Origin of the sequence: Roseococcus sp. SYP-B2431, from assembly GCF_004336745.1 — a bacterium.
GTDB lineage: Bacteria > Pseudomonadota > Alphaproteobacteria > Acetobacterales > Acetobacteraceae > Roseococcus.
This window is the reverse complement of the sequence record NZ_SJXD01000022.1, coordinates 521,101-541,709: the sequence shown is the minus strand read 5'-3', so window position 1 is coordinate 541,709 and position 20,609 is coordinate 521,101. Positions and strand designations below refer to the sequence as shown.

Annotated in this window: 22 protein-coding genes; 11 read left to right on the top strand and 11 right to left on the bottom strand. The window is 70.0% G+C overall.

Translation table 11 applies throughout. The features are described from left to right. Positions 1-4 precede the first annotated feature (4 nt). Positions 5-916: a DMT family transporter gene (locus tag EJV46_RS10610; protein WP_131548593.1), complete on the top strand. Its 912-nt coding sequence runs from the start codon at positions 5-7 to the stop codon at positions 914-916. Between the two features lie 21 nt (positions 917-937). Here EJV46_RS10610 and EJV46_RS10605 read toward each other — a convergent pair whose 3' ends face one another. After that, the gene (locus EJV46_RS10605) at positions 938-1,948 is read right to left on the bottom strand and encodes an enoyl-CoA hydratase/isomerase family protein (RefSeq protein WP_131548592.1); all 1,011 of its coding nucleotides are present in this window, start codon (positions 1,946-1,948) and stop codon (positions 938-940) included. A gap of 165 nt (positions 1,949-2,113) precedes the next feature. Between EJV46_RS10605 and EJV46_RS10600 the strand changes: the two genes are divergently transcribed. After that, positions 2,114-2,845, top strand: a complete 732-nt coding sequence (locus EJV46_RS10600) for a superoxide dismutase (protein ID WP_131548591.1) — start codon at positions 2,114-2,116, stop codon at positions 2,843-2,845. A gap of 43 nt (positions 2,846-2,888) precedes the next feature. Here the strand turns inward: EJV46_RS10600 and EJV46_RS10595 are convergent, their stop codons facing one another. The 6 genes from EJV46_RS10595 to EJV46_RS10575 all read right to left on the bottom strand — a co-directional run bounded on the left by EJV46_RS10595 (position 2,889) and on the right by EJV46_RS10575 (position 8,192). Further along, a complete protein-coding gene (locus tag EJV46_RS10595; protein ID WP_131548590.1) occupies positions 2,889-3,221 on the bottom strand; it encodes an NIPSNAP family protein in 333 nt (110 codons plus the stop codon). Between the two features lie 56 nt (positions 3,222-3,277). Beyond that, the gene (locus EJV46_RS10590; RefSeq protein WP_131548589.1) at positions 3,278-4,894 is read right to left on the bottom strand and encodes an ABC transporter substrate-binding protein; all 1,617 of its coding nucleotides are present in this window, start codon (positions 4,892-4,894) and stop codon (positions 3,278-3,280) included. 182 nt (positions 4,895-5,076) lie between these two features. After that, on the bottom strand, positions 5,077-5,232 hold the full coding sequence (locus tag EJV46_RS22790; RefSeq protein WP_165585468.1) for a hypothetical protein: 156 nt from the start codon (positions 5,230-5,232) through the stop codon (positions 5,077-5,079). Between the two features lie 23 nt (positions 5,233-5,255). Further along, entirely contained in the window at positions 5,256-6,881 is a 1,626-nt protein-coding gene (locus EJV46_RS10585) for a long-chain-fatty-acid--CoA ligase (protein ID WP_131548588.1), read from the bottom strand. A 162-nt stretch (positions 6,882-7,043) separates the two neighbouring features. Continuing rightward, a complete protein-coding gene (locus EJV46_RS10580; RefSeq protein WP_131548587.1) occupies positions 7,044-7,223 on the bottom strand; it encodes a hypothetical protein in 180 nt (59 codons plus the stop codon). Positions 7,224-7,229: 6 nt separating this feature from the next. Next, positions 7,230-8,192 (bottom strand): tripartite tricarboxylate transporter substrate binding protein, encoded by a 963-nt coding sequence (locus EJV46_RS10575; protein ID WP_131548586.1) that lies wholly within the window; start codon positions 8,190-8,192, stop codon positions 7,230-7,232. A 116-nt stretch (positions 8,193-8,308) separates the two neighbouring features. Here EJV46_RS10575 and phnC point away from each other — a divergent pair, with 116 nt between their 5' ends. The 7 genes from phnC to EJV46_RS10540 all read left to right on the top strand — a co-directional run bounded on the left by phnC (position 8,309) and on the right by EJV46_RS10540 (position 14,693). Then, positions 8,309-9,133: a phosphonate ABC transporter ATP-binding protein gene (gene phnC, locus EJV46_RS10570; protein WP_131548585.1), complete on the top strand. Its 825-nt coding sequence runs from the start codon at positions 8,309-8,311 to the stop codon at positions 9,131-9,133. A 20-nt stretch (positions 9,134-9,153) separates the two neighbouring features. After that, the gene (gene phnD / locus EJV46_RS10565) at positions 9,154-10,161 is read left to right on the top strand and encodes a phosphate/phosphite/phosphonate ABC transporter substrate-binding protein (RefSeq protein WP_131548584.1); all 1,008 of its coding nucleotides are present in this window, start codon (positions 9,154-9,156) and stop codon (positions 10,159-10,161) included. A gap of 50 nt (positions 10,162-10,211) precedes the next feature. Continuing rightward, positions 10,212-11,096, top strand: a complete 885-nt coding sequence (gene phnE, locus EJV46_RS10560; RefSeq protein WP_131548583.1) for a phosphonate ABC transporter, permease protein PhnE — start codon at positions 10,212-10,214, stop codon at positions 11,094-11,096. Positions 11,097-11,151: 55 nt separating this feature from the next. Next, on the top strand, positions 11,152-11,994 hold the full coding sequence (gene phnE, locus EJV46_RS10555) for a phosphonate ABC transporter, permease protein PhnE (RefSeq protein WP_240782502.1): 843 nt from the start codon (positions 11,152-11,154) through the stop codon (positions 11,992-11,994). Positions 11,995-12,012: 18 nt separating this feature from the next. Beyond that, positions 12,013-13,191, top strand: a complete 1,179-nt coding sequence (hemW, locus tag EJV46_RS10550) for a radical SAM family heme chaperone HemW (protein ID WP_131548582.1) — start codon at positions 12,013-12,015, stop codon at positions 13,189-13,191. 146 nt (positions 13,192-13,337) lie between these two features. Then, positions 13,338-13,616, top strand: coding sequence for a hypothetical protein (locus EJV46_RS10545; protein ID WP_131548581.1), 279 nt, complete (start codon positions 13,338-13,340; stop codon positions 13,614-13,616). A 90-nt stretch (positions 13,617-13,706) separates the two neighbouring features. Continuing rightward, the gene (locus EJV46_RS10540; protein ID WP_131548580.1) at positions 13,707-14,693 is read left to right on the top strand and encodes a tripartite tricarboxylate transporter substrate binding protein; all 987 of its coding nucleotides are present in this window, start codon (positions 13,707-13,709) and stop codon (positions 14,691-14,693) included. On the opposite strand, the gene EJV46_RS10535 is transcribed toward EJV46_RS10540, so the two are convergent. The 4 genes from EJV46_RS10535 to EJV46_RS10520 are packed head-to-tail and all read right to left on the bottom strand — an operon-like array spanning position 14,680 to position 18,222. Further along, entirely contained in the window at positions 14,680-16,029 is a 1,350-nt protein-coding gene (locus tag EJV46_RS10535) for an MmgE/PrpD family protein (protein ID WP_131548579.1), read from the bottom strand. The two genes, EJV46_RS10540 and EJV46_RS10535, sit on opposite strands and share 14 nt — an antisense overlap. Beyond that, the gene (locus tag EJV46_RS10530) at positions 16,026-17,000 is read right to left on the bottom strand and encodes a D-isomer specific 2-hydroxyacid dehydrogenase family protein (RefSeq protein WP_131548578.1); all 975 of its coding nucleotides are present in this window, start codon (positions 16,998-17,000) and stop codon (positions 16,026-16,028) included. The genes EJV46_RS10535 and EJV46_RS10530 overlap by 4 nt, the downstream gene beginning before the upstream one ends. Before the next feature lie 60 nt (positions 17,001-17,060). Beyond that, on the bottom strand, positions 17,061-17,666 hold the full coding sequence (locus tag EJV46_RS10525) for a thiamine pyrophosphate-dependent enzyme (RefSeq protein WP_131548577.1): 606 nt from the start codon (positions 17,664-17,666) through the stop codon (positions 17,061-17,063). Between the two features lie 4 nt (positions 17,667-17,670). Then, entirely contained in the window at positions 17,671-18,222 is a 552-nt protein-coding gene (locus EJV46_RS10520; RefSeq protein ID WP_165585467.1) for a thiamine pyrophosphate-binding protein, read from the bottom strand. 128 nt (positions 18,223-18,350) lie between these two features. Here EJV46_RS10520 and EJV46_RS10515 point away from each other — a divergent pair, with 128 nt between their 5' ends. Together EJV46_RS10515 and eutC are read left to right on the top strand one after the other, a co-directional pair. Then, complete coding sequence (locus tag EJV46_RS10515; protein WP_131548576.1) at positions 18,351-19,712, top strand: ethanolamine ammonia-lyase subunit EutB; 1,362 nt, start codon at positions 18,351-18,353, stop codon at positions 19,710-19,712. Beyond that, positions 19,709-20,578 carry an ethanolamine ammonia-lyase subunit EutC gene (gene eutC / locus EJV46_RS10510; protein WP_131548575.1) on the top strand — a complete coding sequence of 290 codons (870 nt, stop codon included), beginning with the start codon at positions 19,709-19,711 and terminating at the stop codon, positions 20,576-20,578. Before EJV46_RS10515 ends, eutC begins: the two co-directional genes overlap by 4 nt. Positions 20,579-20,609 lie beyond the last annotated feature (31 nt).

Genomic DNA, 20,609 nt, shown 5'->3' with positions numbered 1-20,609 from the left:
CCGAGTGCCGCTCTGGGTCTTCATCACCCTCTCCGCCGCGCTGTTCCAGTGCTGGCGCACCGCCCTCCAGCAGCGGCTCCGGGGACAGCTCTCGCTCAATGCCGCCGCGGTGGTGCGCTACCTCTACGGCGTGCCCGTGGGCGCGATGATCCTGCTGGTCTACTGGCTGATCTTCGGGGGGAGCTTCGGGCCGGTGAGCTGGTGGTTCATCGCGCTTTGCGCGATGGCAGGCCTCGGGCAGATCTTCGGCACCAACCTGCTCATCTCCTCCTTCGGGCCGCGCGGCTTCGCCGTGGGCACGGCCTATTCCAAGACCGAGGCCGTGCAGGCCTCCCTGCTGTCGATCATCCTGCTCGGCGAGGTGCTGCCGGCGCTCTCCTGGCTCGGCATCGCGATCAGCGTCTTCGGCGTGATGTACCTGACGCTGGCGGGGCGCGGGCTGAGCGGGCGGGACATCTGGCGCGCCACCTTCCAGCCGGCGGCGCTCTGCGGCATCGGCGCCGGGGCCTTCTTCGCCTTCACCTCGATCTTCGTGCGCAAGGCGAATCTCGAACTGCCGGGCGAGGATGCGATCCTGAAGGCGCTCTTCTCGGTCGTGGTCACCAACATGATCCAGACCGCCCTGCAAGGCGGCTGGCTGTTGCTGGCCGAGCCGAAGCAGCTCGTCGCCGTCTTCCGCAGCTGGCGCAGCTCCATGCAGGTGGGCGCGCTCTCGGCCTTCGGGTCGAGCTGCTGGTTCGTCGGCTTCTCGCTGGCGCCGGTCGCGCTGGTGCGCGCGGTGGGGCAGGTGGAGATCGTCTTCACCCTGCTCTTCAGCCGCTTCTTCCTGGGCGAGCGTCTGAAGACCAAGGACGTGGTGGGCGCGCTGACGCTGGTCGGGGGCGTCGTCCTCGTGCTTCTCGGCGCGCTGCGCTGAGGCAGCGCGCCTTGCGCTGAACTACTGGAACAGCGCCAGGATCTTCGCCGGCTCGACCTCTTCCAGCGTCTTCGGCGTCCAGTTCGGGGCGCCGTCCTTGTCCACGAGCACGCTGCGCACGCCCTCGCGGAAATCCGGATGGTCGTGCACGACGCTGCGGGTGAGCTTCAGCTCCTCGTCCAGGCAGCCGCGCAGGTCCAGCTTCGCGCCGCGGCGCAGCAGCTCCAGCGAGACGCTGAGGCTGGTCGGCGACATCCGGCGCAGCGTCTTGATCTGGGCGGCGGACCATTCGGTGTCCTCGGCCTCCAGCGCATCGAGGATGCCGAGCATGCTGTCCATCGAGAAGCAGCGACCGATGGCCTCCATATGCGGGGCGAAGCTGGCTTCCGGCGGCGGGACGGCGAAGTCCCCGACGACCTGCGCGTCGCCGCTTCCGACCAGCGCGGCGCGCATTGCGGAAAACTTCTCGCGCGGGACGAAATGCGTGGCGAGGCCGGCATGCACGGCATCCGCGCCGTTCAGCCGCGCGCCGGTGAGCGCGAGCCAGGTGCCGATCGAATTGGGCAGGCGCGGCAGCACATAGCTGGTGCCGACATCGGGGAAGAGCGCGATGGCCGTCTCGGGCATGGCCAGCAGCGCATGCTCGCTGACGACGCGCGGGCCGTTGTGGATGGCGAGCCCGATGCCGCCGCCCATGCAGACGCCGTCGATCAGCGAGACCCAGGGCTTGGGGAAGAGCGCGATGCCCTCGTTCACCGCGTATTCCTCGGTGAAGAAGGCGGCGACGGGCGCGCGGTCGCCGGCGACGGCCGCCTCGCGGACGGCGCGCACGTCGCCGCCGGCGCAGAAGGCGCGGCCGCCGGCGCCCTCGAGGATCACGAGCTTGACCGAAGCGTCGTCCTTCCACTGCGCGATGGCGGCGGCGAAATCCCGGATCATCCCGATGTCGAGCGCGTTCAGCGCCTTGGGCCGGTTCATCAGCAGGGTACCGGCGGCGCCTTCGCGGTTCAGGATCAGGCTGGCTTCGCTCATCTCGGGTCCTCGGAACGTGTTCCCCCGGCGGTAGCGCGGGGGGAGGGGGCTGGCAAGCAGGCGGGCCGGTCGCCGAATTTTCCGGGCGGGGCCGGCCGGGATGCGGCTATAGACGTTCCCCGGGCGGGGCCCCATCTCCGGACGGCCCCCAGGGAGGAACCACATATGGCCTTCATCCAACGCCGCGGCCTGGTGCTCGGCGCCGCCGGCCTCGGTCTCGCCGGCTTCTTGCGTCCCGCCGCGGCCCAGGCGCCCGCGGCAGCCCCGACCGGCCCCTTCACCCTGCCCCAGCTCGGCTACGGCTTCGACAAGAACGAGGCCGCGATCGACGCGCGCACCATGGAGCTCCACTGGCGCTTCCACCACCAGGCCTATGTGACCGGGCTCAACGCGGCCGTGGCCGGGCAGGATGCGCTGGCGCGCCTGCCGCTGGACGAGCTGGTGATGCAGGTGAACCAGGCGCCCGAGGCGCTGCGCACGCGGCTGCGCAACTTCGGCGGCGGGCATGCCAACCACACCATGTTCTGGGAGATCATGGGCGGCGCGGGCGGCGAGGCCGCGGGCCCTGTGAAGGCGGCGATCGACCGCGACCTCGGCGGCTTCGGCGAGTTCAAGAACCGCTTCAACGCGGCGGCGATGAGCGTCTTCGGCTCGGGCTGGGCTTTCGTGACGGTGACGCGCGAGGGGCGGCTGGCGATCGTGACCAAGCCCAACCAGGACAGTCCCCTGATGGACGGGCATCGCATGCTGATGGGCAACGACGTGTGGGAGCACGCCTATTACCTGCGCTACCAGAACCGCCGCGCCGAGTATGTCGGCAAGTGGTGGGACGTGCTGGACTGGGCGAAGATCGGCACGCGCTACCAGGCGGCGATGGCCGGCACGCTGAAGGTCTGAGGTCGCGATCGCCCGGCCGGGCTTCCCCGGCCGGGCGGCGGGATCAGGCCTTCGCCTTCCACTTCGCGAAGTGCGGCGCTTCCTTCGTGATGCGGTTCTCCATCTTCACGAGGCAGCCGGCCTTGCCCACGGCGGCCAGGAACTCGCCCCAGGCGGGGTCGGCGGCCATGGCCGCGCGGCGCTGCTCGCGGTCGCCCTGGTCCTTGTAGGCCCAGAGATGGACGACGGTGTTCAGCTCGCCCTCCACGGTCGTGTACCAGCCCAGGCAGTTCTCCAGATATTTGAGCTGCAGCGGCCAGGCCTTCTCCTCGTAGAGGTTCACGAACTCGTTCATGCGGTTCGGCAGGCAGGTGTAGATGCGGACGTCGACGATCATGGGGCGCTTCCCTTGGTGGAATGCCCCATCATCGCCGGACTGCCGCGCATGTAAATCTACTGGAGGTCGATCGGCACGAGATCCACGAACCAGGATTGCGGGCTGACGAAGTTCCGCACGCGCCGCGTCATCGCGCGCGGGTTCAGGTCGTGCACGATGTAGAGCCAGGGCGGGTTGTCCACGAGGCGGGCATGCGCCGCCGCATAGGCCGCGTTGAACTCGGCCTCGCTCGTCGCGCGCTCCAGCCGCGCGAAGGCCGCCTCGAACTCCGGGTCGTTCCATTGCGGCCAGTTGAAGCCGTTCGGCGGCACGAAGGCCTGGAGGAAATAGCGCGCCGCCACCGCGGGGTCGCTCGAAGGCGAGGAGACGTTCAGCGCCACCGAGCCCGCGAGCTGGGGCGAGCCGGGCGCGGCGCGCGTCGCGGTCAGCAGCGTGTTCCACTCCGTCACCTCGAAGGAGAGGTTCACGCCGCAGGCCTCGCGCAGGTTCTGCTGGAGGAACTCGTTCATCGGCAGGGGCAGCATCTGGCCCGAGCCGGAGGTCGAGATCATGGCCTTGAAGGCGAGCGGGCGCTGCGCGTTGTAGCCGGCCTCGGCCAGCAGGCGCCGGCCGCGCGCGGGATCGAAGGTGTAGCGGTTCTCCGGCGTGCCGAAGTTCGGGTCGGAGGATTTGAGCCAGCCGACGCTGGGCTCCGCCGTGCCGTTCAGCATCTCGACCATGCCGGCGCGGTCCACGCAGTAGTTCAGCGCCTGGCGCACGCGCGGGTCGCGCAGCGGGCCGTCGCCGCCCGTCTGGAGCATATAGGGCCAGACATGCGGATAGGAGCCGGTGGTGATGGCGAAGTTGGCGCCGCGCAGCGAGGCGATGGCGTCCGGCGGCGGCACCTCGATCCAGTCCACCTGGCCCGAGCGGAGCGCGGCGAGGCGCGTCGTTGCCTCGGGCATGGGCAGCAGCAGCACGCGGTCGAGCCGCGGGATGCGGCCGCGGTCCCAGTAGTTCTCGTTCTTGCCGAGCTCGACCGAGGTGCGCGGCACGAAGCGCGTGATGCGGAAGGGTCCGGTGCCGGCGGCGGGGAGCGTGGCGACGCGGCCCCAGTCGCGCCCGGCCGCCTCGAAGCTCCGGGGCGAGGTGAAGAGCATGTAGACGGCCATATAGGGGAAGTAGCTGGCCACGCGCGTGGTGCGGATCGCGACGGTGCGCTCGTCCACCTTGCGGAAGCTTTCGACGAGCGGAGCGCGTGCCCGGGTGATGCCGGCGCCCGCCGCATCGTATTGCGGGCTCTGGTTGTTGAAGTAGCGGTCGAGGTTCCAGATCACCGCATCGGCGTTGAAGTCCGAGCCGTCATGGAACTTCACGCCCTGGCGCAGGGTGAACAGCCAGGTCTGCGGATCGGCGGGATCCTGCCGCCAGGATTCGGCCAGGCCGGGACGCAGCGGGGCAAGCTGGTCGGTGCGCGAAAGATCCCACAGCACCAGCCCCTCGAAGATCGGATAGCCGAGGAAGCGCATGCCCTCGAAGCCGTTGTTGGGCATGCCGGTGGTGGTCGGCACGTCCGCGGCGGTCATGGCGATGCGCAAGGTCCGCGGCTGCTGGGCCCCGGCGGGAGACATCGCCGCGAGCGGAACGGCCAGCAGCGCGGCGGCGAGGCCGAGCTGGCGGAGGATGGATTTCATGGGTGGGCCTCTCCCTGACGAGACAGGGAATTGGAGGGCTCCGGCCAGGACGCGCGCAAGCAGCCAAATGGCCCGCGCGGATGTCGCGCCGACCGTTCTGCCTCATCCGCGCGCAGCCGCGCCTCGGGCCTGGGCAGAGGAGGACGGATCACGTCCCTTCGCCAGCGACCGAATGGCACAGCTCACGCGTCCGTGCGCGGGCCTTTGATGTGGTGGCGGCAGCAGTCGTCGTCGTCGTCGCCCTCGGGGGCGGGAGCTTCCATCCAGACCGAGACCGGACCGAAGGTGCTCTCCAGCACACGGTGCGCGCAGATCGGGTGCTGATCCGTGTCAGCCATCCGCTCTCGTAGCCCAGGCCAGGTCAGCCGGGCAGCGAGTAGTCCTTGAACCGCCGCTTCAGCTCCGCCTTCCACAGCTTGCCCGTCGCCGTGAGCGGCAGCGTCTCCAGGAACTCCACGCGGTCGGGCATCCACCACTTCGCGACCTTCCCCTCCAGCACCGCGAGGATGCTCTCCGGCGTCGGCTCCGTGCCCTGTCGCGGCACGACCAGCAGCAGCGGCCGTTCATCCCATTTCGGATGGTGCACCGGGATCGCCGCCGCCAGCGCGACGTCGGGATGCGCCATGGCCAGGTTCTCCAGCGTGATGGAGCTGATCCACTCGCCGCCCGACTTGATGACGTCCTTCGCGCGATCGACGATCTCGATCTGCCCCAGCGCGTCGATCGTCACGACATCGCCGGTGCGGAACCATCCGTCCGGCGTGACGGCGGGATCGCTCTCGCGATTGAAATAGCCGCCGGCCACCCAGGGGCCCTGCACCTCCAGCTCGCCGAAGGCGACGCCGTCCTCGGCGATGGGCTTTCCGTCGCCGTCCAGCACGCGGAAATCCACGCCGAAGAGGGCGCGGCCCTGCTTGCGGCCGTAGTCGAGCAGCCGGTCCTGATCCCAATCCGCATTCTCGGGCTTCGGCGCGTTGAGGCTGCCCAGCGGACTCATCTCCGACATGCCCCAGGCATGCAGGATCGGCACGCCGTATTCCTTCAGGAAGCCCGCGGTGATCGCGACGGGCAGCGCCGTGCCGCCCACCACCAGCCGCGGCGGCTTCGCGAAGCGGCGCGACGGATCCTCACGCAGCCATTGCAGCATCAGCGTCCAGATCGTCGGCACGCCGGCCGAGAAGGTGACGCCTTCGGTCTCGAACAGGTGGAACAGGCTCGCGGGATCGAGCTTCGGCCCAGGCAGCACCAGCGAAGCGCCGGACATCGGCGCGGCATAGGGGATGCCCCAGGCGTTCACATGGAACATCGGCACGACGGGCATCGCGACATCCACCGCGGCGAGCCCGAAGGCGTCGGGCTGGATGGCGGCCATGGCGTGCAGCACCGTCGAGCGGTGCGAGTAGAGCACCCCCTTCGGCATGCCGGTCGTGCCCGAGGTGTAGCAGAGCGAGGAGGCGGAGCGCTCGTCCAGGACGGGCCAGGCGTAGTCGTCCGACTCCGCCGCGCAGAGCGCGCCCTGCTCCAGCACCTCGACGGCGAGGTCGGGTCGCGGCGCGGGACGCATCAGCACGACCGCGCGGACCGATGCCGGCAGGCGATCGGCGATCGCGGCCAGCGCCGGCAGCACCACGGGATCGACGAAGATCAGGACGTCCTGCGCATCCTCGAGGATATAGGCGATCTGGTCGGCGAAGAGGCGAGGGTTCACCGTGTGCAGCACCGCGCCCATGCCCGAGACCGCGTAGTAGAGCTCCAGGTGCTGCCGCGAGTTCCAGCCGAGCGTCGCGACCCGATCGCCGGGCTTCACGCCGAGCCGCGCCAGCGCCTGCGCCAGCTTCGCGGCGCCTTGCGCCACCTCCGGCCAGCCGGCCCGGCCGGCCACGCCCTCCGGATCGACCGAGACGATCTTCGCACCCCGGTGGTGCTTCGCCGCGTGCCGCAGGATGGACGAGACGAGGAGCTGGTACTCCTGCATCAGGCCGCGCATGAGAACCTCCCTGGAAAATCCTTTGTTGGGAGCATCATGGCGGCCTGAGGGGCCAAAGGCCAGAGCATCATCCGACCAGACGGAATCGTCTGGCCGGATAAAGATGCTCGAAAAAGAAGCGGCTAGAGGCTTTGCCGTGAGCCCTTGCGAACGGAGAAGGCTCTAGCGCCGCGGAACCAGCTCGCGGTCGAGGATCACCTGGCCGCCGGTGGTGATCTGGCCACGCGTGAAGTTCATCGGGCCGATGGGCGTGTCCGGCACGCCGGAGGCGCCGGGCGAGGTGTCGAGCTGGCCGCAGGCGCCGAGCGCCAGGGCCAGCGTGAGGGAAAGCACACGAATCATCGCCATCTACTCCGCACGGATCTGGGCGCCGCGAATCAGCTCGCCCCACATCGCGGTTTCGCGCGCGAGCAGGTCGCGCAGATAGGCCGCGTCGCCGGTGATGAGCTCTACACCCTGCTCCGCCATCCTGGAACGCAGCGCGGCGTCCGACGTTGCGGCGGCGAGCGCCGCGCCGAGCTTGCGCACCACCGCCTCCGGCGTCCCGGCGGGCGCGAAGACGCCCTGCCAGAACACCGCCTCGAAGCCCGGCACGGCCTCGGCCACGGGCGGCAGGTCGGGCAGCAGGGCGTTGCGCTCGGCCGAGGAGATGCCCAGGCCGCGCGTGCTGCCCTCGCGCAAGGTCGGGATCGCCTCCAGCAGGGCCTGGAACATCGCGTGGATGCGGCCGGTGCGCAGCTCCATCAGGGCCGGTGCGCCGCCGCGGAAAGGAACGTGCACCACGTCGATCCCGGTCCGGTGGGCGAGCAGCGCCTGGGCGAGATGGTTCACCGCGCCGGTGCCCGAGCTGCCGAAATTCACGCGGCCGGGATTGGCCCGGCAATAGGCGATGAACTCGGCCGTGCTGCGCACCGGCAGGCTCGGATGGACGTGCAGCGCGAAGGCGGTGCGGTACATCATGCCCACGGGCACCAGCTCGCGCATCGGATCGCGCGGGGTAAGGTTGGGCTGCAGGCCCGGATTGATGGCAAGCGTCGAGGTGCCCATCAGCAGCGTGTAGCCGTCGGGCCGCGCCTGGGCGACGTGGGTGTTCGCGACGGCGGTGGCCGCGCCGACGCGATTCTCGATCACCACCGGCACGCCGAGCTCGCGCGACATTCGCTCGGCGATCGCGCGTCCGCTCACATCAGTGACGCCGCCCGGCGCATAGCCCGTGACGCCGGTGATGGCGCGGCTCGGATAGTTCTCCTGTGCTGAGGCTGGCAGGGCTAGCACCGCGGGTGCGGCCAGCAGCGTGCGACGTGAATTCATGGCAGTCCTCCGAAGGTGTTCTTGGGGACAACCTGTCTGTCATCAGCTCTCCGCGCAACCGTCACGCGGCTGTCACGCAAGCCGCCTATGCCGCGCCTCGTTGAACGAGGGTGGTGATGCTCGAGATCGAAGGACTGAGCCGGCGCTTCGGCGCGAAGGCCGCGGTGGACCGCGTGAGCCTGCGGATTCCGGCGGGGCAGATGGTGGGCGTCATCGGCCGTTCCGGCGCGGGCAAGTCCACGCTGCTGCGTCTGGTGAACCGGCTGGCCGAGCCCAGCGAGGGCCAGATCCGCTTCGAGGGGCGTGATGTCACCGCGCTGCGCGGGCGCGCTTTGCGCGACTGGCGGACGGAATGCGCCATGATCTTCCAGCAATTCAACCTCGTGCAGCGCCTCGACGTGCTGACCAACGTGCTGATCGGCCGGCTGAACCACCGCCACGGGTTCCTGGCGAGGCTCGGCTCGTTGCTCTGCCAGTTCTCGCCCGAGGAGCGCGCGATGGCGCTGGCCGCGCTCGACCGTTTCGACCTGTTGCCGACGGCGCTCCAGCGCTCCGACACGCTCTCGGGCGGGCAGCAGCAGCGCGTTGCCATCTGCCGCGCGCTGATGCAGCAGCCGCGTCTCATTCTCGCCGACGAGCCGATCGCGAGCCTCGATCCGCGCAACGCGCGCACGGTGATGGACGCGCTGGCCCAGGTGAACCGCGACGGAATCACCGTGCTGGTGAACCTCCACCACCTCGACACCGCGCGCGAATATTGCGGCCGCGTCGTCGCCATGCAGCAGGGCCGCGTGGTCTTCGACGGCGCGCCGTCCGAGCTCAGCCCGGCCCGCATCACGCAGATCTACGGCATCACCGAGGCCGAGTTCCAGGCCGAGGCTGCCCTCGCCGTGAAGGCCTCCCCCGCTTTCGACATGCCGCGCCAGACGGCGCTGGCCTGAACACCGCACGGAGTAGGAACATGATCAACCGCCGTCGCCTCGGCGCGCTGGCCCTCGGGGCCTCCGCGCTGCTCCCGCAGATCGCGCGTGGCCAGGCCGCCGCCCCCGTCATGCGCCGCACGGCCGATGCCGGCGTCGCCATGCCGGCCGCCGGCCGCAAGGCCTGGGCCGACCAGGTTCCCACCCTGCGCATCGGCCTGCTGGGCGGCGAGAACGAGGCGGACCGCCTCGGTCGCTTCGGCGCCTATCAGAACCTGCTGCAGGAGACCTTCAAGGTTCCGGTCCGGCTCTTCCCGGCCAGCGACTATGCGGGCGTGCTGCAGGCCTTCAGCGCGAAGCAGATCGAGATGTCCATGCTCGGCTCCTCCGGCTATGCCGGCGCCTGGCTCGACACCCATGGCGGCATCACGCCGCTGGTGGTGCCGGAGGAAAATGACGGCTCCATCGCCTACCACTCCGTGCTGATCGTCCGTTCCGACAGCGGCATCCAGAACCTCGAGCAGATGCGCGGCAAGAGCTTGGCCTGGGCCGATCCGAACTCCACCTCGGGCTACCTGATCCCCCGCTTCGCGCTGCGCCGTCAGGGCATCGGCGTCGAGCCGGGCCAGTACTTCTCCCGCACGGGCTTCGGCGGCGGCCATGAGCAGGCGGTCGTGGCCGTGCTGCAGCGCCAGTACGACGGCGCCGTGACCTGGGTGTCGGGCCAGGGCGATCCGGCGCAGGGCTACAGCCGCGGCAACCTCCGCGCCATGGTCGAGAAGGGCATGGTGAACATGGCCGATCTCCGCGTGCTCTGGACCTCGGATCCGATCCCGAACGGCCCGCTCGCCTCGCGCAGCGAGCTGCCCGCCTCCTTCCAGGAGGACATGAAGCTGTTCCATCTGGCGCTGCCGAAGACCCATCCGGCGATCTACGAGCAGATCGAGCGCGGCGGCGGCCAGGGCTACCGCGAGGCGACGCATGACATCTTCCAGATCATCGTCGACCTTCGCCGCGAGGAAGCGGCCGCGCGTCGCCGCAGAAGCTGATCCTGTGCCCTCGTCTTCAGCACGGATGAATTTGTGAGTTCCATCTCCTGATGCATGCACCCGGCTCGACCGCCATTTCGGCGCAGGAGGCGGCCTTCCGCGACCTGCGCCGGCAACGCCGCGCGACCACGCTGGTCGGCGTCGCCGTGCTTGCCGTTCTCCTCGCCGCCGCGGCCTGGATGAGCGAGTTCCATCCCGCCTCGGTCGTCGCCGGCTTCCCACGCATCGGCGAATATCTGTCGAAGGTCCTGCCCTCGCTCGAATGGGCGAACCTCCTCGCCGGCCCGGAGACCGAGGGCAGCCTCGCCTTCTGGTTCTACCGGCTCGACGCCTGGCTGCTGCTGCTCTTCGAGACGGCGCAGATGGCCGCCATCGCGACCCTCATGGGCGCGGCCGTGGCGATGCTCCTGGCCTTCCCGGCGGCGAAGACTCTCGGCGCGCCGAATTGGGTCTTCCAACTGACGCGGCGCCTGCTCGAAGCCACGCGCACCGTGCCCGAGATCGTCTTCGCGCTCATCTTCGTCTGGGCCTTCGGCGTGGGGGCGCTGGCCGGCATTCTCGCCATCGCGCTGCACACGACGGGCGCCCTCGGCAAGCTCTTCGCGGATGCGATGGAGAATGTGGAGCTACGCCCCTGGGATGGCGTGCGCGCCTCCGGCGGCACCTGGTTCGAGGCCTGTCGCTTTGCCGTGCTGCCGGCCGCGCTGCCGGATCTGCTGAGCTATGCGATGCTGCGCTTCGAGGTGAACCTGCGCTCGGCCAGCGTGATCGGCTTCGTGGGCGCGGGCGGCATCGGCGAGGAGCTCTACAAGGTCATCTCCTTCAACTACTACGAGGAGATCAGCGCGATCATCCTGCTGATCATCTTCGCGGTGATGCTCATCGACATGACCTCCGAGCGGCTGCGGCGCCGCGTGATCGAGGTGGTGACGTGAGCCCCGATGGTCGCAGCGGCGCGAGCCGCGGAGAGCTGAATCGGAGGCTCCAGCCGTGAGCCCGCATATGATTCCCGCCGAGATCGACGCCTGGCGCGCGCGCATGCCGCGCGCTTTCGGTCCGAGCCCGCGCGGCAAGGCGCTTCGCATGCTGGGTGGCGTCGCCTTCCTCGCCTGGCTCATCGGCACGCTCTGGATGTTCGAGGTCACGCCGCAGCGGATCTGGAACGGGCTGAACGGGCTGATGGTGATCGTCCGCCTGATGATCCCGCCCTCGCCCGGCGAGCTCTGGCTGGATATCCTGCGCGGCATCGGCGAGAGCCTCGCCATGGCCTTCCTCGGCACCTGCATCGCCGCGGTCATCGCCCTGCCGCTGGGCTTTCTCGGCGCGCGCAACGTGGTGACGAACACGCTGTTCCGCTTCTCGCTGCGCCGCTTCTTCGACGGCATGCGCGGCGTGGATTCGCTGATCTGGGCGCTGGCCTATGTGCGCGCGGTGGGCCTCGGCCCGCTGGCCGGCGTGCTGGCCATCGCCACGGCGGATATCGCGGTGCTGGCCAAGCTCTTCGCCGAGGCAACCGAGAATGCCGAGAAGAAGCAGGCTGAGGGCATCGCGGCCTCGGGCGGCTCCTCGCTGATGGTGATGCGCTTCGGCTTGCTGCCGCAGGTGGCACCGGTCATGCTGGGCCATGTGCTCTACTTCTTCGAGAGCAACACGCGCAGCGCGACCATCCTGGGCGTCGTGGGCGCGGGCGGCATCGGGCTGCAGATCGCCGAACGCATCCGCGTCCGTTACTGGGACGAGGTGGCCTTCATCATCATCCTGATGGTGATCACCGTGGCGGCCATCGACTGGATCTCGGGCCGGGTGCGGCGGAGGCTGATCGGGGCGCGATAAAGCGCCTATATAAGCGCCGTGCCCGAGCCCCTCGCCCTCTACATCCACTGGCCCTTCTGCGCCTCCAAGTGCCCGTATTGCGACTTCAACTCGCATGTGCGCGAAGGCGGCGTGGATCATGCGCGGCACCGCGAGGCGCTGCGGCGGGAGCTCGTCCATGAAGCGCAGCGGATCGCGGCGGAAGAGCCCGGCCGGAACTCGAAGCGCCCGCTGGCCAGCATCTTCTTCGGCGGCGGCACGCCGAGCCTGATGGAGCCCGAGACCGTCGCGGCCCTCATCGCCGATGCGCGCAAGCTCTTCGACGCGGCGGAGGACATCGAGATCACGCTGGAGGCCAATCCCACCAGCGTGGAGACCGGCAAGCTGCGCGAATTCGCCGCCGCCGGCGTGAACCGCGCCTCGCTCGGCGTGCAGTCGCTGGACGCGGAGGCGCTGCGCTTCCTGGGCCGCCGGCACGATGCGGGGCAGGCCATCGCCGCGCTGGAAGCGGCGCGCGGCACCTTTCCGCGGCTGTCCTTCGACCTGATCTATGCGCGCCCCGGCCAATCGGAGGAGTCCTGGCGCGCCGAGCTGCGCCAGGCCCTGGCGCTGGCGGCCGATCATCTCAGCCTCTACCAGCTCACCATCGAGCCCGGGACGCGCTTCTTCACCGAGCATGCGCGCGGCGCCTTCGCGCTCCCGGAGGAGGAGGACGCGGCCCGGATGTACGAGGCCACGGCGGAGGAGGCGGCGCGCTTCGGCCTCGCGCCCTACGAGGTCAGCAACTATGCGAAGCCGGGCGCCGAGAGCCGCCACAACCTCGCCTATTGGCGCTACGGCGACTATCTCGGCATTGGCGCCGGCGCCCATCAGCGCCTGCTTCTCGGGGGGGCGATGATCGCGACGCGCCGGCATCGCGCGCCCGAGGAATGGCTCTCGCGCGTCCAGGCCAGCGGCCATGCCATCGTGGAAGAGGAGACCCTTTCGCCACGCGACCGCGGCCGCGAGGCGCTGCTCATGGGACTGCGCCTGGCCGAGGGCGTGGAACCGGCGCGCATCGAGGCCCGCAGCGGCCTGAAATTCCTGGAAACCATCGATCCCGCGATGCTCGGCGCCTGCCTGGACGAGGGCTACCTGGAATGGCAGGGCCCGCGCCTGGTCGCGACCGCGGAAGGCCGCGTCCGGCTCGACGCGCTGTTGCCGGCCTTGCTTCGCTGAGCCTCCGTGCCTAGTATCAAGCCCATGTTCCTGAAGAGCACCACGCTGCGAATTACGCGCCCGGCCGGTTGACCCGCGCCGCGATGCCGTGGCGCGCCACCGCGCCGGGCCTCGCAGCCGCAACCCGCTCCCAGGAATTTTCCACCATGTCCCATACCGTTTCCGTGCTCTTCACGGTCGAGGCCGAGGCTTCGCCCTGCCTGCTCCCCCGATTGCTCCAGCCCTTCGCCAAGCGCGACCTGACGCCCGACCATATGGTGTCCCAGCAGCATCGCGGCCGGATGCGCGTCGAGCTCGGCATGGAGCAGATGCCGGCCGGGATGGTGCATCTCGTCGCCGGCAATCTCGGGCAGTTGGTGGGCGTGCATCGCGTTACCGAGCATCGCGAGACGCGCGGCGGGACCGGGCTGCGCGTCGCGGCCTGACTGGTTTTCGCGTCGAATCCCCGGGCCGCCGCCTTGCGGAGGCGGCCGGCGCGCTTAGACTTCGCGTCAACCAGAATTGGGGAAACGAGAATGACTGTCTTCAACGCGCCGTTCGCGCGGCGATCCGTGCTGGCCATGGCAGGCCTCGCGGCTCCGGCCCTTGCCCGCGCGCAGGATTTTCCGTCGAAATCGATGCGCATCATCGTGCCCTATACGCCGGGCGGCACGACGGACATCGCGACCCGCCTGGTCGCCGAGCCGCTGGGCCGGGTGCTGGGCCAGCCCGTCGTCGTCGAGAACCGGCCGGGCGCCAACAGCATCGTCGGCGCGGGCGCCGCGGCCACGAGCCCGGCCGATGGCTACACGCTGGTCATGGTGCTGCCGGCGCATGCCGCCAATGCCACGCTGCAAGCCGGCAAGCTGCCCTTCGATGTCATGAACAGCTTCTCGCCGGTCTCCCTGGTCGTGACCTCGCCGCTGATCGCGGCCGGCACGAAGCGCCTTCCGGCCACGACGCTGCGCGAATATCTGGACCATGCGAAGGCGCGGCCGGGACAGGTCAATTTCGGATCGAGCGGCATCGGCGCGACGGCGCATCTGGCGATGGAGCAGCTGGCCATCCTCACCGGCGTCCGCATGACGCACATCCCCTATCGCGGCACGCAGCCCGCGCTGCAGGACCTGATGGCGGGGAACATCAGCATCATGTTCGACACGCTGTCCTCGTTCAAACCGCAGTTCGAGGCGGGCACCATCCGGCCGCTGGCCGTCGCCTCGGCGCAGCGCTCTCCCTTCGTGCCGGAGATGCCGACGGTGGGCGAGGCGGCCGGCATCGCGCCCTTCGCCGCCAGCACCTGGTGCATGCTGCTGGCCCCCGCGCGCACGCCGCAGCCGATTGTGGACCGCGTGTCGGCGGAGGTCGGCAAGATCGTGCGGGAACCGGCCATGGCGGCGCGGCTCCGGGATCTGGGCTTCGTGGCCGAGGGGCTCACGCCGGCGGCCACCGGCGCCTTCCTCGGTCAGGAGGTCGAGCGCTGGGGCAATGTGATCCGGACGGCGAACATCACCGTCGAGTGAGCAGGTCGAGTTCGCCGGGAAGGGCGCTGCCGGTCCAGAGGGTGCGGAGAAAATCCCTGGCCGGCTGGGCGCCCAGCACGGGCCCGACGAGCTCGAGAAACTTCTCGTCGAGGTCGGTATCGGTAAGCGGCGCGTCGGGGTCGCCCTTGCGGGTCGGCTGGTAGCGGAAGAGCTCGCGGCCGTCCTTCAGCGTGATGGAGACCTTGGCGCTGCGGCGGCCGGGGAAGCCTGCCTCGCATTCCTCGTCCAGGCTCACGCGGATGCGCGGCATGACGGCCCGGATCTTGGGGTCGGCCAGCCGTTCCGGGGCGAAGGCATCCAGGCGCACGCCGCCATACTCCATCAGCGAGGCGATGGTGAACTGCGTGGAGAAGCGCGCCTCCTGCTCCGTCTGGGCGTTCGGGCGGTCGCAGACATTCTTGGTCGCGGCATAGCCGGCGACATGCAGCGACGCCACGTCATCCGCCGCGAAGGCGTGCTCGCGCTGGAGCTCGCGCGTGGCGTCCAGGGCGGCGAAGATATGCCCGCAGCAGCCGTGGTTCTTCACCGTCATCTGCGTAATGGCGAGCGGCTGGCCGATGGCGGCGATGGCCTTCTCCCACTTGCCCGTGTCCTCGCTGGTCGCCGCCGCGAAGCCGGCCGGGCCGTGCAGCACGTCGAGCGCGCCGGTCATGCCCTCCCTGGCCGACATCGCGGCGAGCGCGCCCGCCTCGGCGGCATGGCCGGGGTGCAGCGGCTTGCTCATGCCGTCCCCGCGGAAGGCCTGCTGGAGGCCGCCGGCCATGGTGGCCGAGGTCGCGATGGCATGCGCCGTCTGCATCGCATCGCAGTCGTAGAGGACCGCGACGGCGGCGGCGGCGCCGAAGGTGCCGACCGTGCCGGTGGTGTGCCAGAAATCGTAATGCGAGGGCTGCACCGCCTGCGCGATCCGGCACGACACCTCGTAGCCCGCGATCATCGAGCGCAGCAGCGCGGCCATGTCGAGCTGCTTCGCCTGCGCGGCCGCGAGCGCGGCGGCGACGGTCGGGCAGCCGGGGTGGTAGACGCCCCAGCGCCAGATGTCGTCGAACTCGACCGTGTGGCTCGCCGTGCCGTTCATCAGCGCCGCATGCCGCAGCGCGACCCGCGCGCCGTCCACATAGGAGACGGCATGGCCCACGCCGCGTCCTTCCACCAGCGCCCTGGCCATCAGGGTCGCCGGCGGCAGATGGCAGCCGGGCAGCAGCGAGGCGAACCAGTCGATCAGCGCGCGGCGGGCGTGATGCTCCACCTCCCCCGTCAGCGGCGCATGGCGCCAGGAGGCGGCGTGCTCCGCCAGGACGAGGAGAGGGTTCATCGGTTGCTCCGGATCACTTCCTTGTTGATCACCATGTCCATGTCGATGTCACCGCGGAAATGCCGGACGATGGAATCGACGCAGGAGAGGCCCATGCGACGCATGCTCTGCTCCGTCGCGGCGGCGGAGTGCGGCGTCATGATGACGTTGGGCGCCGAGAGCAGCGGGTTGTCCTGCCGCGTCGGCTCGTCCCAGAAGACGTCCACGCCGGCGGCGGCGACATGGCCGCTCTTGAGCGCGCCGGCCAGGGCCTCCTCCTGAACCAGCGTGCCGCGCGCCGTGTTGATGAAGCGCGCGCCCGGCTTCATGGCGGCGAGGAACTCGGCATTCACCATGCCACGATTCTCGGCGTTCGAAGGGCAATGCACCGTGACCCAGTCGGCCTGGGCCAGGCCTTCCTGCAGGGTCTTGGCATAGCGGAAGCCCGCGCCCTTCACCGTGTTCATCGGCACGTTCGGGTCGCAGACCAGCACGTCCATGCCGAAGGCGTCGCAGAGTCGCGCGACGCGGCCGCCGATGCGGCCGAAGCCCACCACCAGCACCGTCATGCCCGAGAGATCCCAGGTGACGGGAGCCTCGGTCGTGCTCCACTTCAGCGCGCGGGTATTGGCGTCATAGGCCTTGGTGCCGCGTGCGATGTTGAGCATGAGCATCAGCGCATGCTCGGCCACGCTGAGCGCATTGGCGTCGGCCGTGACGGTGAGCGGGATGCCGCGCCTGGTCAGCTCCGGCACGTTCACCGCGTCGTAGCCCACGCCATGGCGGGCGACGATCTGCAGCTTCGGCGAGAAGGAGAGGAAGTCCGCATCGATCGGCGTGCCGCGCACGATGATGGCCTCGCCCTTCTCCATGGCGCGGGCGAGGTTGTCGCGGCTCGTATCCTCGACGAGCTCATGGGTGAAGCCGGGCGCGGCCTCGATGGCGGCGATCGTGTCGGGATGGACCGAGCGCAGCAGGACGATGTGAGGCATCATTCTTCCTTGTATTGCCCTGAGGGGGCCTCGCCCCCTCAATGAAAGCCTCGGCCCGAGCTAGGCGAGATGCGCCGCGGGGCCCATCAGATGCTCGCGCATCCGGGCCTGCAGGATGGCGCCCTCGCGCGGCGGCAAGGCCAGCGGCAGCGAGGCCGGATCGATCTTCGCCACGGCAAAGAACGGCCCCTTCTTCGCGTGGAGCGCCGCCTTCAGCGCCGGCACCTGCCCCGGCTCCGTGACGAGCATCGTGGTCTTGATGCCCGCGCCCTCCGCCATCTTCACGAGGTCCGTGCCGTGGCGCGTCGCCGTCTCCTGCATGCCCGTCTCGCCGTAATGCTCGTTGTCCTGCACCACGATCGAGAGGTTCTTCGGCGCCTGATGCGCGATGGTGGCGAGGCTGCCGATGCCCATCAGCATCTCGCCGTCGCCGGTCAGCACCAGCACGTCCTTGTCCGGCTGCGCGAGCGCGAGGCCGAGGCCGATCATCGCCGCCCCGCCCATGCCACCCCAGAGCGGCAGGTTCTGCGGGCCGTCATCCACGGCCGAGATGTCCCAGGCGGGCGCGCCGAGGCCGGCCACGACGAGCAGGTCGCCGCGGTCGGAGAGAAGGACGCGCGTCAGGTCGCGCCGGTCGAGCTTGCCGGAGGCTCCGAGCTTCACCATGGCGTCAGTCCTTCCCGAAGGTCTTGGCGCCCAGCACCCGTTGGCCGATCAGCGTCGCGGTGGGGCGGAAGGTGTTGTAGGCGAGCTTGAGCGAGGCCTCGACGGTCTCGGCCACGTCCTCGGCGCGGTCGGCGCGGTGGACGAGGGTGCCCATGGCCTCCAGCACGCTCTGCGTCGCCTGGCCCATGGCCACCTGCGCCGGGTTGAACTCGCCGAAATCGCCGCGCATCGTGATGATCATCGGCATCGGCGTGCGATGGATGCTCGAGAGCGAGAGCATGTTGATGCAATTGCCCACGCCGGAGGACTGCATGAGCAGCACCGAGCGATCGCCGCCCAGCCAGGCGCCCTGCATGAGGGCGACGCCCTCCTCCTCGGTGGTCAGCGTCACGACGCGGAGCGTGTTGTCGGCGAGGCAGCGCTTGATGAGGCGCGAATGGCCCGCATCGGGCACCAGGGCCACCTGGCGGACATTGTACTGCTTGAGCAGGTCGTAGATGCGATCCGGCCAGTCGGCCGCCGCATTCGGCGCGCTCTCGATCATATTGCGATCCATGGATATCCCTCCGTCGGGCCGGAGTTTCCGCTCCGGCCAGCGATCTGACAAGCCGGGCGGACGCAGGACCCGATTGCGATTTCCGGCGCCGCGGATGATCCTGCCGGCCTGAAGCGGGGCAGGACGGCATGGCGTTCCGGCATGTGATCGGCGGCACCTCCTACGTGTTCGGAGACCTGCGCGCGCTGCTGGCGCGGGCCACGCCCTTCCGCTCCGGCGACGCGCTGGCGGGCGTGGCGGCGACGAGCGCGGCCGAGCGCGTGGCGGCCCAGAAGGCCCTGGCCGACCTGCCGCTGAAGCACTTTCTGGCCGAAGCCGTGATTCCCTATGAGGACGACGACGTCACGCGGCTGATCCTGGACAGCCACGACGGCGCGGGTTTCGCGCCGGTCGCGCACCTCACCGTCGGCGGCTTCCGCGACTGGCTGCTGGCCGCCCCACCGGAGGAGATCGCGCCACTGGCGCGCGGCCTGACACCTGAGATGGCCGCCGCGGTCTCCAAGATCATGCGCGTCTCGGACCTGATCGCGGTGGCGCAGAAGTGCCGCGTGGTCACGCGCTTCCGCAACACGATCGGCCTGCCGGGCACGCTCTCCATCCGCCTCCAGCCCAATCATCCGACCGACGATGCGCGCGGCGTCGCGGCCTCGGTGCTGGACGGGCTGCTGCTGGGCGCGGGCGATGCGGTGATCGGCATCAACCCGGCCACCGACAATATCGAGGCGGTGCTGCGCCTGCTCGGCATGCTCGACGAGGTCCGCACGCGCTTCGACATCCCGACGCAGAGCTGCGTGCTGTGCCACGTCACCACCGCAATGCTGGCCATGGAGCGCGGGGCGCCGGTGGATCTCGTCTTCCAGTCCATCGGCGGCACGCAGGGCGTGAACGACAGCTTCGGCGTCACGCTGGGGCTGCTGCGCGAGGCGGAGGACGCCGCTTTGGCGCTGAAGCGCGGCACGATCGGCCAGGACGTGATGTATTTCGAGACCGGCCAGGGCAGCGCGCTCTCCGCGGAGGCGCATCGCGGCGTGGACCAGCAGACCCTCGAGGCGCGGGCCTATGGCGTCGCGCGCGCCTATTCGCCGCTGCTGGTGAACAGCGTGGTGGGCTTCATCGGGCCGGAATATCTCTTCGACGGCAAGCAGATCCTCCGCGCCGGCCTCGAGGACCATTTCTGCGGCAAGCTGCTCGGCCTCCCGATGGGCGTGGACATCTGCTACACGAACCACGCCGAGGCGGACCAGGACGACATGGACACGCTGCTGACCTGCCTCGCGGTCGCCGGGGTTACCTACATCATGGGCGTACCCGGGGCGGACGACGTGATGCTGGCCTATCAGTCCACCTCCTTCCATGACGGGCTCTACGCGCGCGCGGCGCTGGGCAAGACGCCCGCGCCGGAATTTGCCGAGTGGCTGGAACGCATGGGCATCGGAAAAGGCGAGGCGATTCCGGCCGCGATGTCGCCGGCGCTGATCGGGCTGGAATGACCGCGCCGGATGACCGCAGGGCGGAGGCGCCTCGGGCGCCGAGCACCGGAGGTCTGAATCCGGCGCGAGGCGAAGCGGATGACCGCAGGGCGGAGGCGCCTCGGGCGCCGAGCACCGGAGGTCTGAATCCGGCACGAGGCGACTCGCCGACCCTCTGGCACGACCTGCGCCGCTTCACCGAGGCCCGCGTCGGCCTCGGCCGGGCCGGCAACGCGGTTCCCACCGCCGCGCATCTCGACTTCCAGGAGGCGCATGCGGCGGCGCGCGACGCCGTCTGGTCGGCGCTCGATGTCGAGGCGTTGCGCGCGGAGCTGGGACCCGTCCCCGTGCTGCGCAGCGAGGTGGAGGATCGCCGGTCCTATCTCCTGCGCCCGGATCTCGGCCGCCGCCTGCGCGCCGCCGACCGCGCGGGCCTGCCGCGGACCGGTGGCACGGTGATCGTCGTCGCCGACGGCCTCTGCGCCAGCGGCGTTCAGCGCCAGGCCGTGCCGCTGATCCGCGCCTTGAGCGCCGAACCCCCGGTCGCGCCGGAGGCGCGCTGGCACATCGTCATCGTCGAGCAGGGGCGCGTCGCCATCGGCGACGAGGTGGGCGAGGCGATGGGCGCCGAGGCCGTGGTCGTCCTCATCGGCGAGCGGCCCGGGCTTTCCGCGCAGGACAGCATGGGCGCCTACCTCACCTGGGCGCCCCGCCGCGGCCGCACGGATGCCGAGCGCAACTGCATCAGCAACATCCGCCCGGGCGGGCTGAGCGCGGCCGAGGCCGCCGCCAAGATCCGCTGGCTGCTGCGGGGCGCGAAGGCGATCGGCGCCACGGGCGTCCGGCTGAAGGACGACATGACCTCAACCGGGCTGGCGCTCCCCTGAGGCTTTGCCTAGCCTGCGGACCAACGAGGAG

What these genes read in the sequence shown, in the direction of transcription:
- EJV46_RS10605 (WP_131548592.1), bottom strand. Translation starts at nt 1,948, where the DNA reads ATGAGCGAAGCCAGCCTGATCCTGAACCGCGAAGGCGCCGCCGGTACC.
- EJV46_RS10600 (WP_131548591.1), top strand. Translation starts at nt 2,114, where the DNA reads ATGGCCTTCATCCAACGCCGCGGCCTGGTGCTCGGCGCCGCCGGCCTC.
- EJV46_RS10595 (WP_131548590.1), bottom strand. Translation starts at nt 3,221, where the DNA reads ATGATCGTCGACGTCCGCATCTACACCTGCCTGCCGAACCGCATGAAC.
- EJV46_RS10590 (WP_131548589.1), bottom strand. Translation starts at nt 4,894, where the DNA reads ATGAAATCCATCCTCCGCCAGCTCGGCCTCGCCGCCGCGCTGCTGGCC.
- EJV46_RS22790 (WP_165585468.1), bottom strand. Translation starts at nt 5,232, where the DNA reads ATGGCTGACACGGATCAGCACCCGATCTGCGCGCACCGTGTGCTGGAG.
- EJV46_RS10585 (WP_131548588.1), bottom strand. Translation starts at nt 6,881, where the DNA reads ATGCGCGGCCTGATGCAGGAGTACCAGCTCCTCGTCTCGTCCATCCTG.
- EJV46_RS10580 (WP_131548587.1), bottom strand. Translation starts at nt 7,223, where the DNA reads ATGATTCGTGTGCTTTCCCTCACGCTGGCCCTGGCGCTCGGCGCCTGC.
- EJV46_RS10575 (WP_131548586.1), bottom strand. Translation starts at nt 8,192, where the DNA reads ATGAATTCACGTCGCACGCTGCTGGCCGCACCCGCGGTGCTAGCCCTG.
- phnC (WP_131548585.1), top strand. Translation starts at nt 8,309, where the DNA reads ATGCTCGAGATCGAAGGACTGAGCCGGCGCTTCGGCGCGAAGGCCGCG.
- phnD (WP_131548584.1), top strand. Translation starts at nt 9,154, where the DNA reads ATGATCAACCGCCGTCGCCTCGGCGCGCTGGCCCTCGGGGCCTCCGCG.
- phnE (WP_131548583.1), top strand. Translation starts at nt 10,212, where the DNA reads ATGCATGCACCCGGCTCGACCGCCATTTCGGCGCAGGAGGCGGCCTTC.
- EJV46_RS10545 (WP_131548581.1), top strand. Translation starts at nt 13,338, where the DNA reads ATGTCCCATACCGTTTCCGTGCTCTTCACGGTCGAGGCCGAGGCTTCG.
- EJV46_RS10540 (WP_131548580.1), top strand. Translation starts at nt 13,707, where the DNA reads ATGACTGTCTTCAACGCGCCGTTCGCGCGGCGATCCGTGCTGGCCATG.
- EJV46_RS10535 (WP_131548579.1), bottom strand. Translation starts at nt 16,029, where the DNA reads ATGAACCCTCTCCTCGTCCTGGCGGAGCACGCCGCCTCCTGGCGCCAT.
- EJV46_RS10530 (WP_131548578.1), bottom strand. Translation starts at nt 17,000, where the DNA reads ATGCCTCACATCGTCCTGCTGCGCTCGGTCCATCCCGACACGATCGCC.
- EJV46_RS10525 (WP_131548577.1), bottom strand. Translation starts at nt 17,666, where the DNA reads ATGGTGAAGCTCGGAGCCTCCGGCAAGCTCGACCGGCGCGACCTGACG.
- EJV46_RS10520 (WP_165585467.1), bottom strand. Translation starts at nt 18,222, where the DNA reads ATGGATCGCAATATGATCGAGAGCGCGCCGAATGCGGCGGCCGACTGG.
- EJV46_RS10515 (WP_131548576.1), top strand. Translation starts at nt 18,351, where the DNA reads ATGGCGTTCCGGCATGTGATCGGCGGCACCTCCTACGTGTTCGGAGAC.
- eutC (WP_131548575.1), top strand. Translation starts at nt 19,709, where the DNA reads ATGACCGCGCCGGATGACCGCAGGGCGGAGGCGCCTCGGGCGCCGAGC.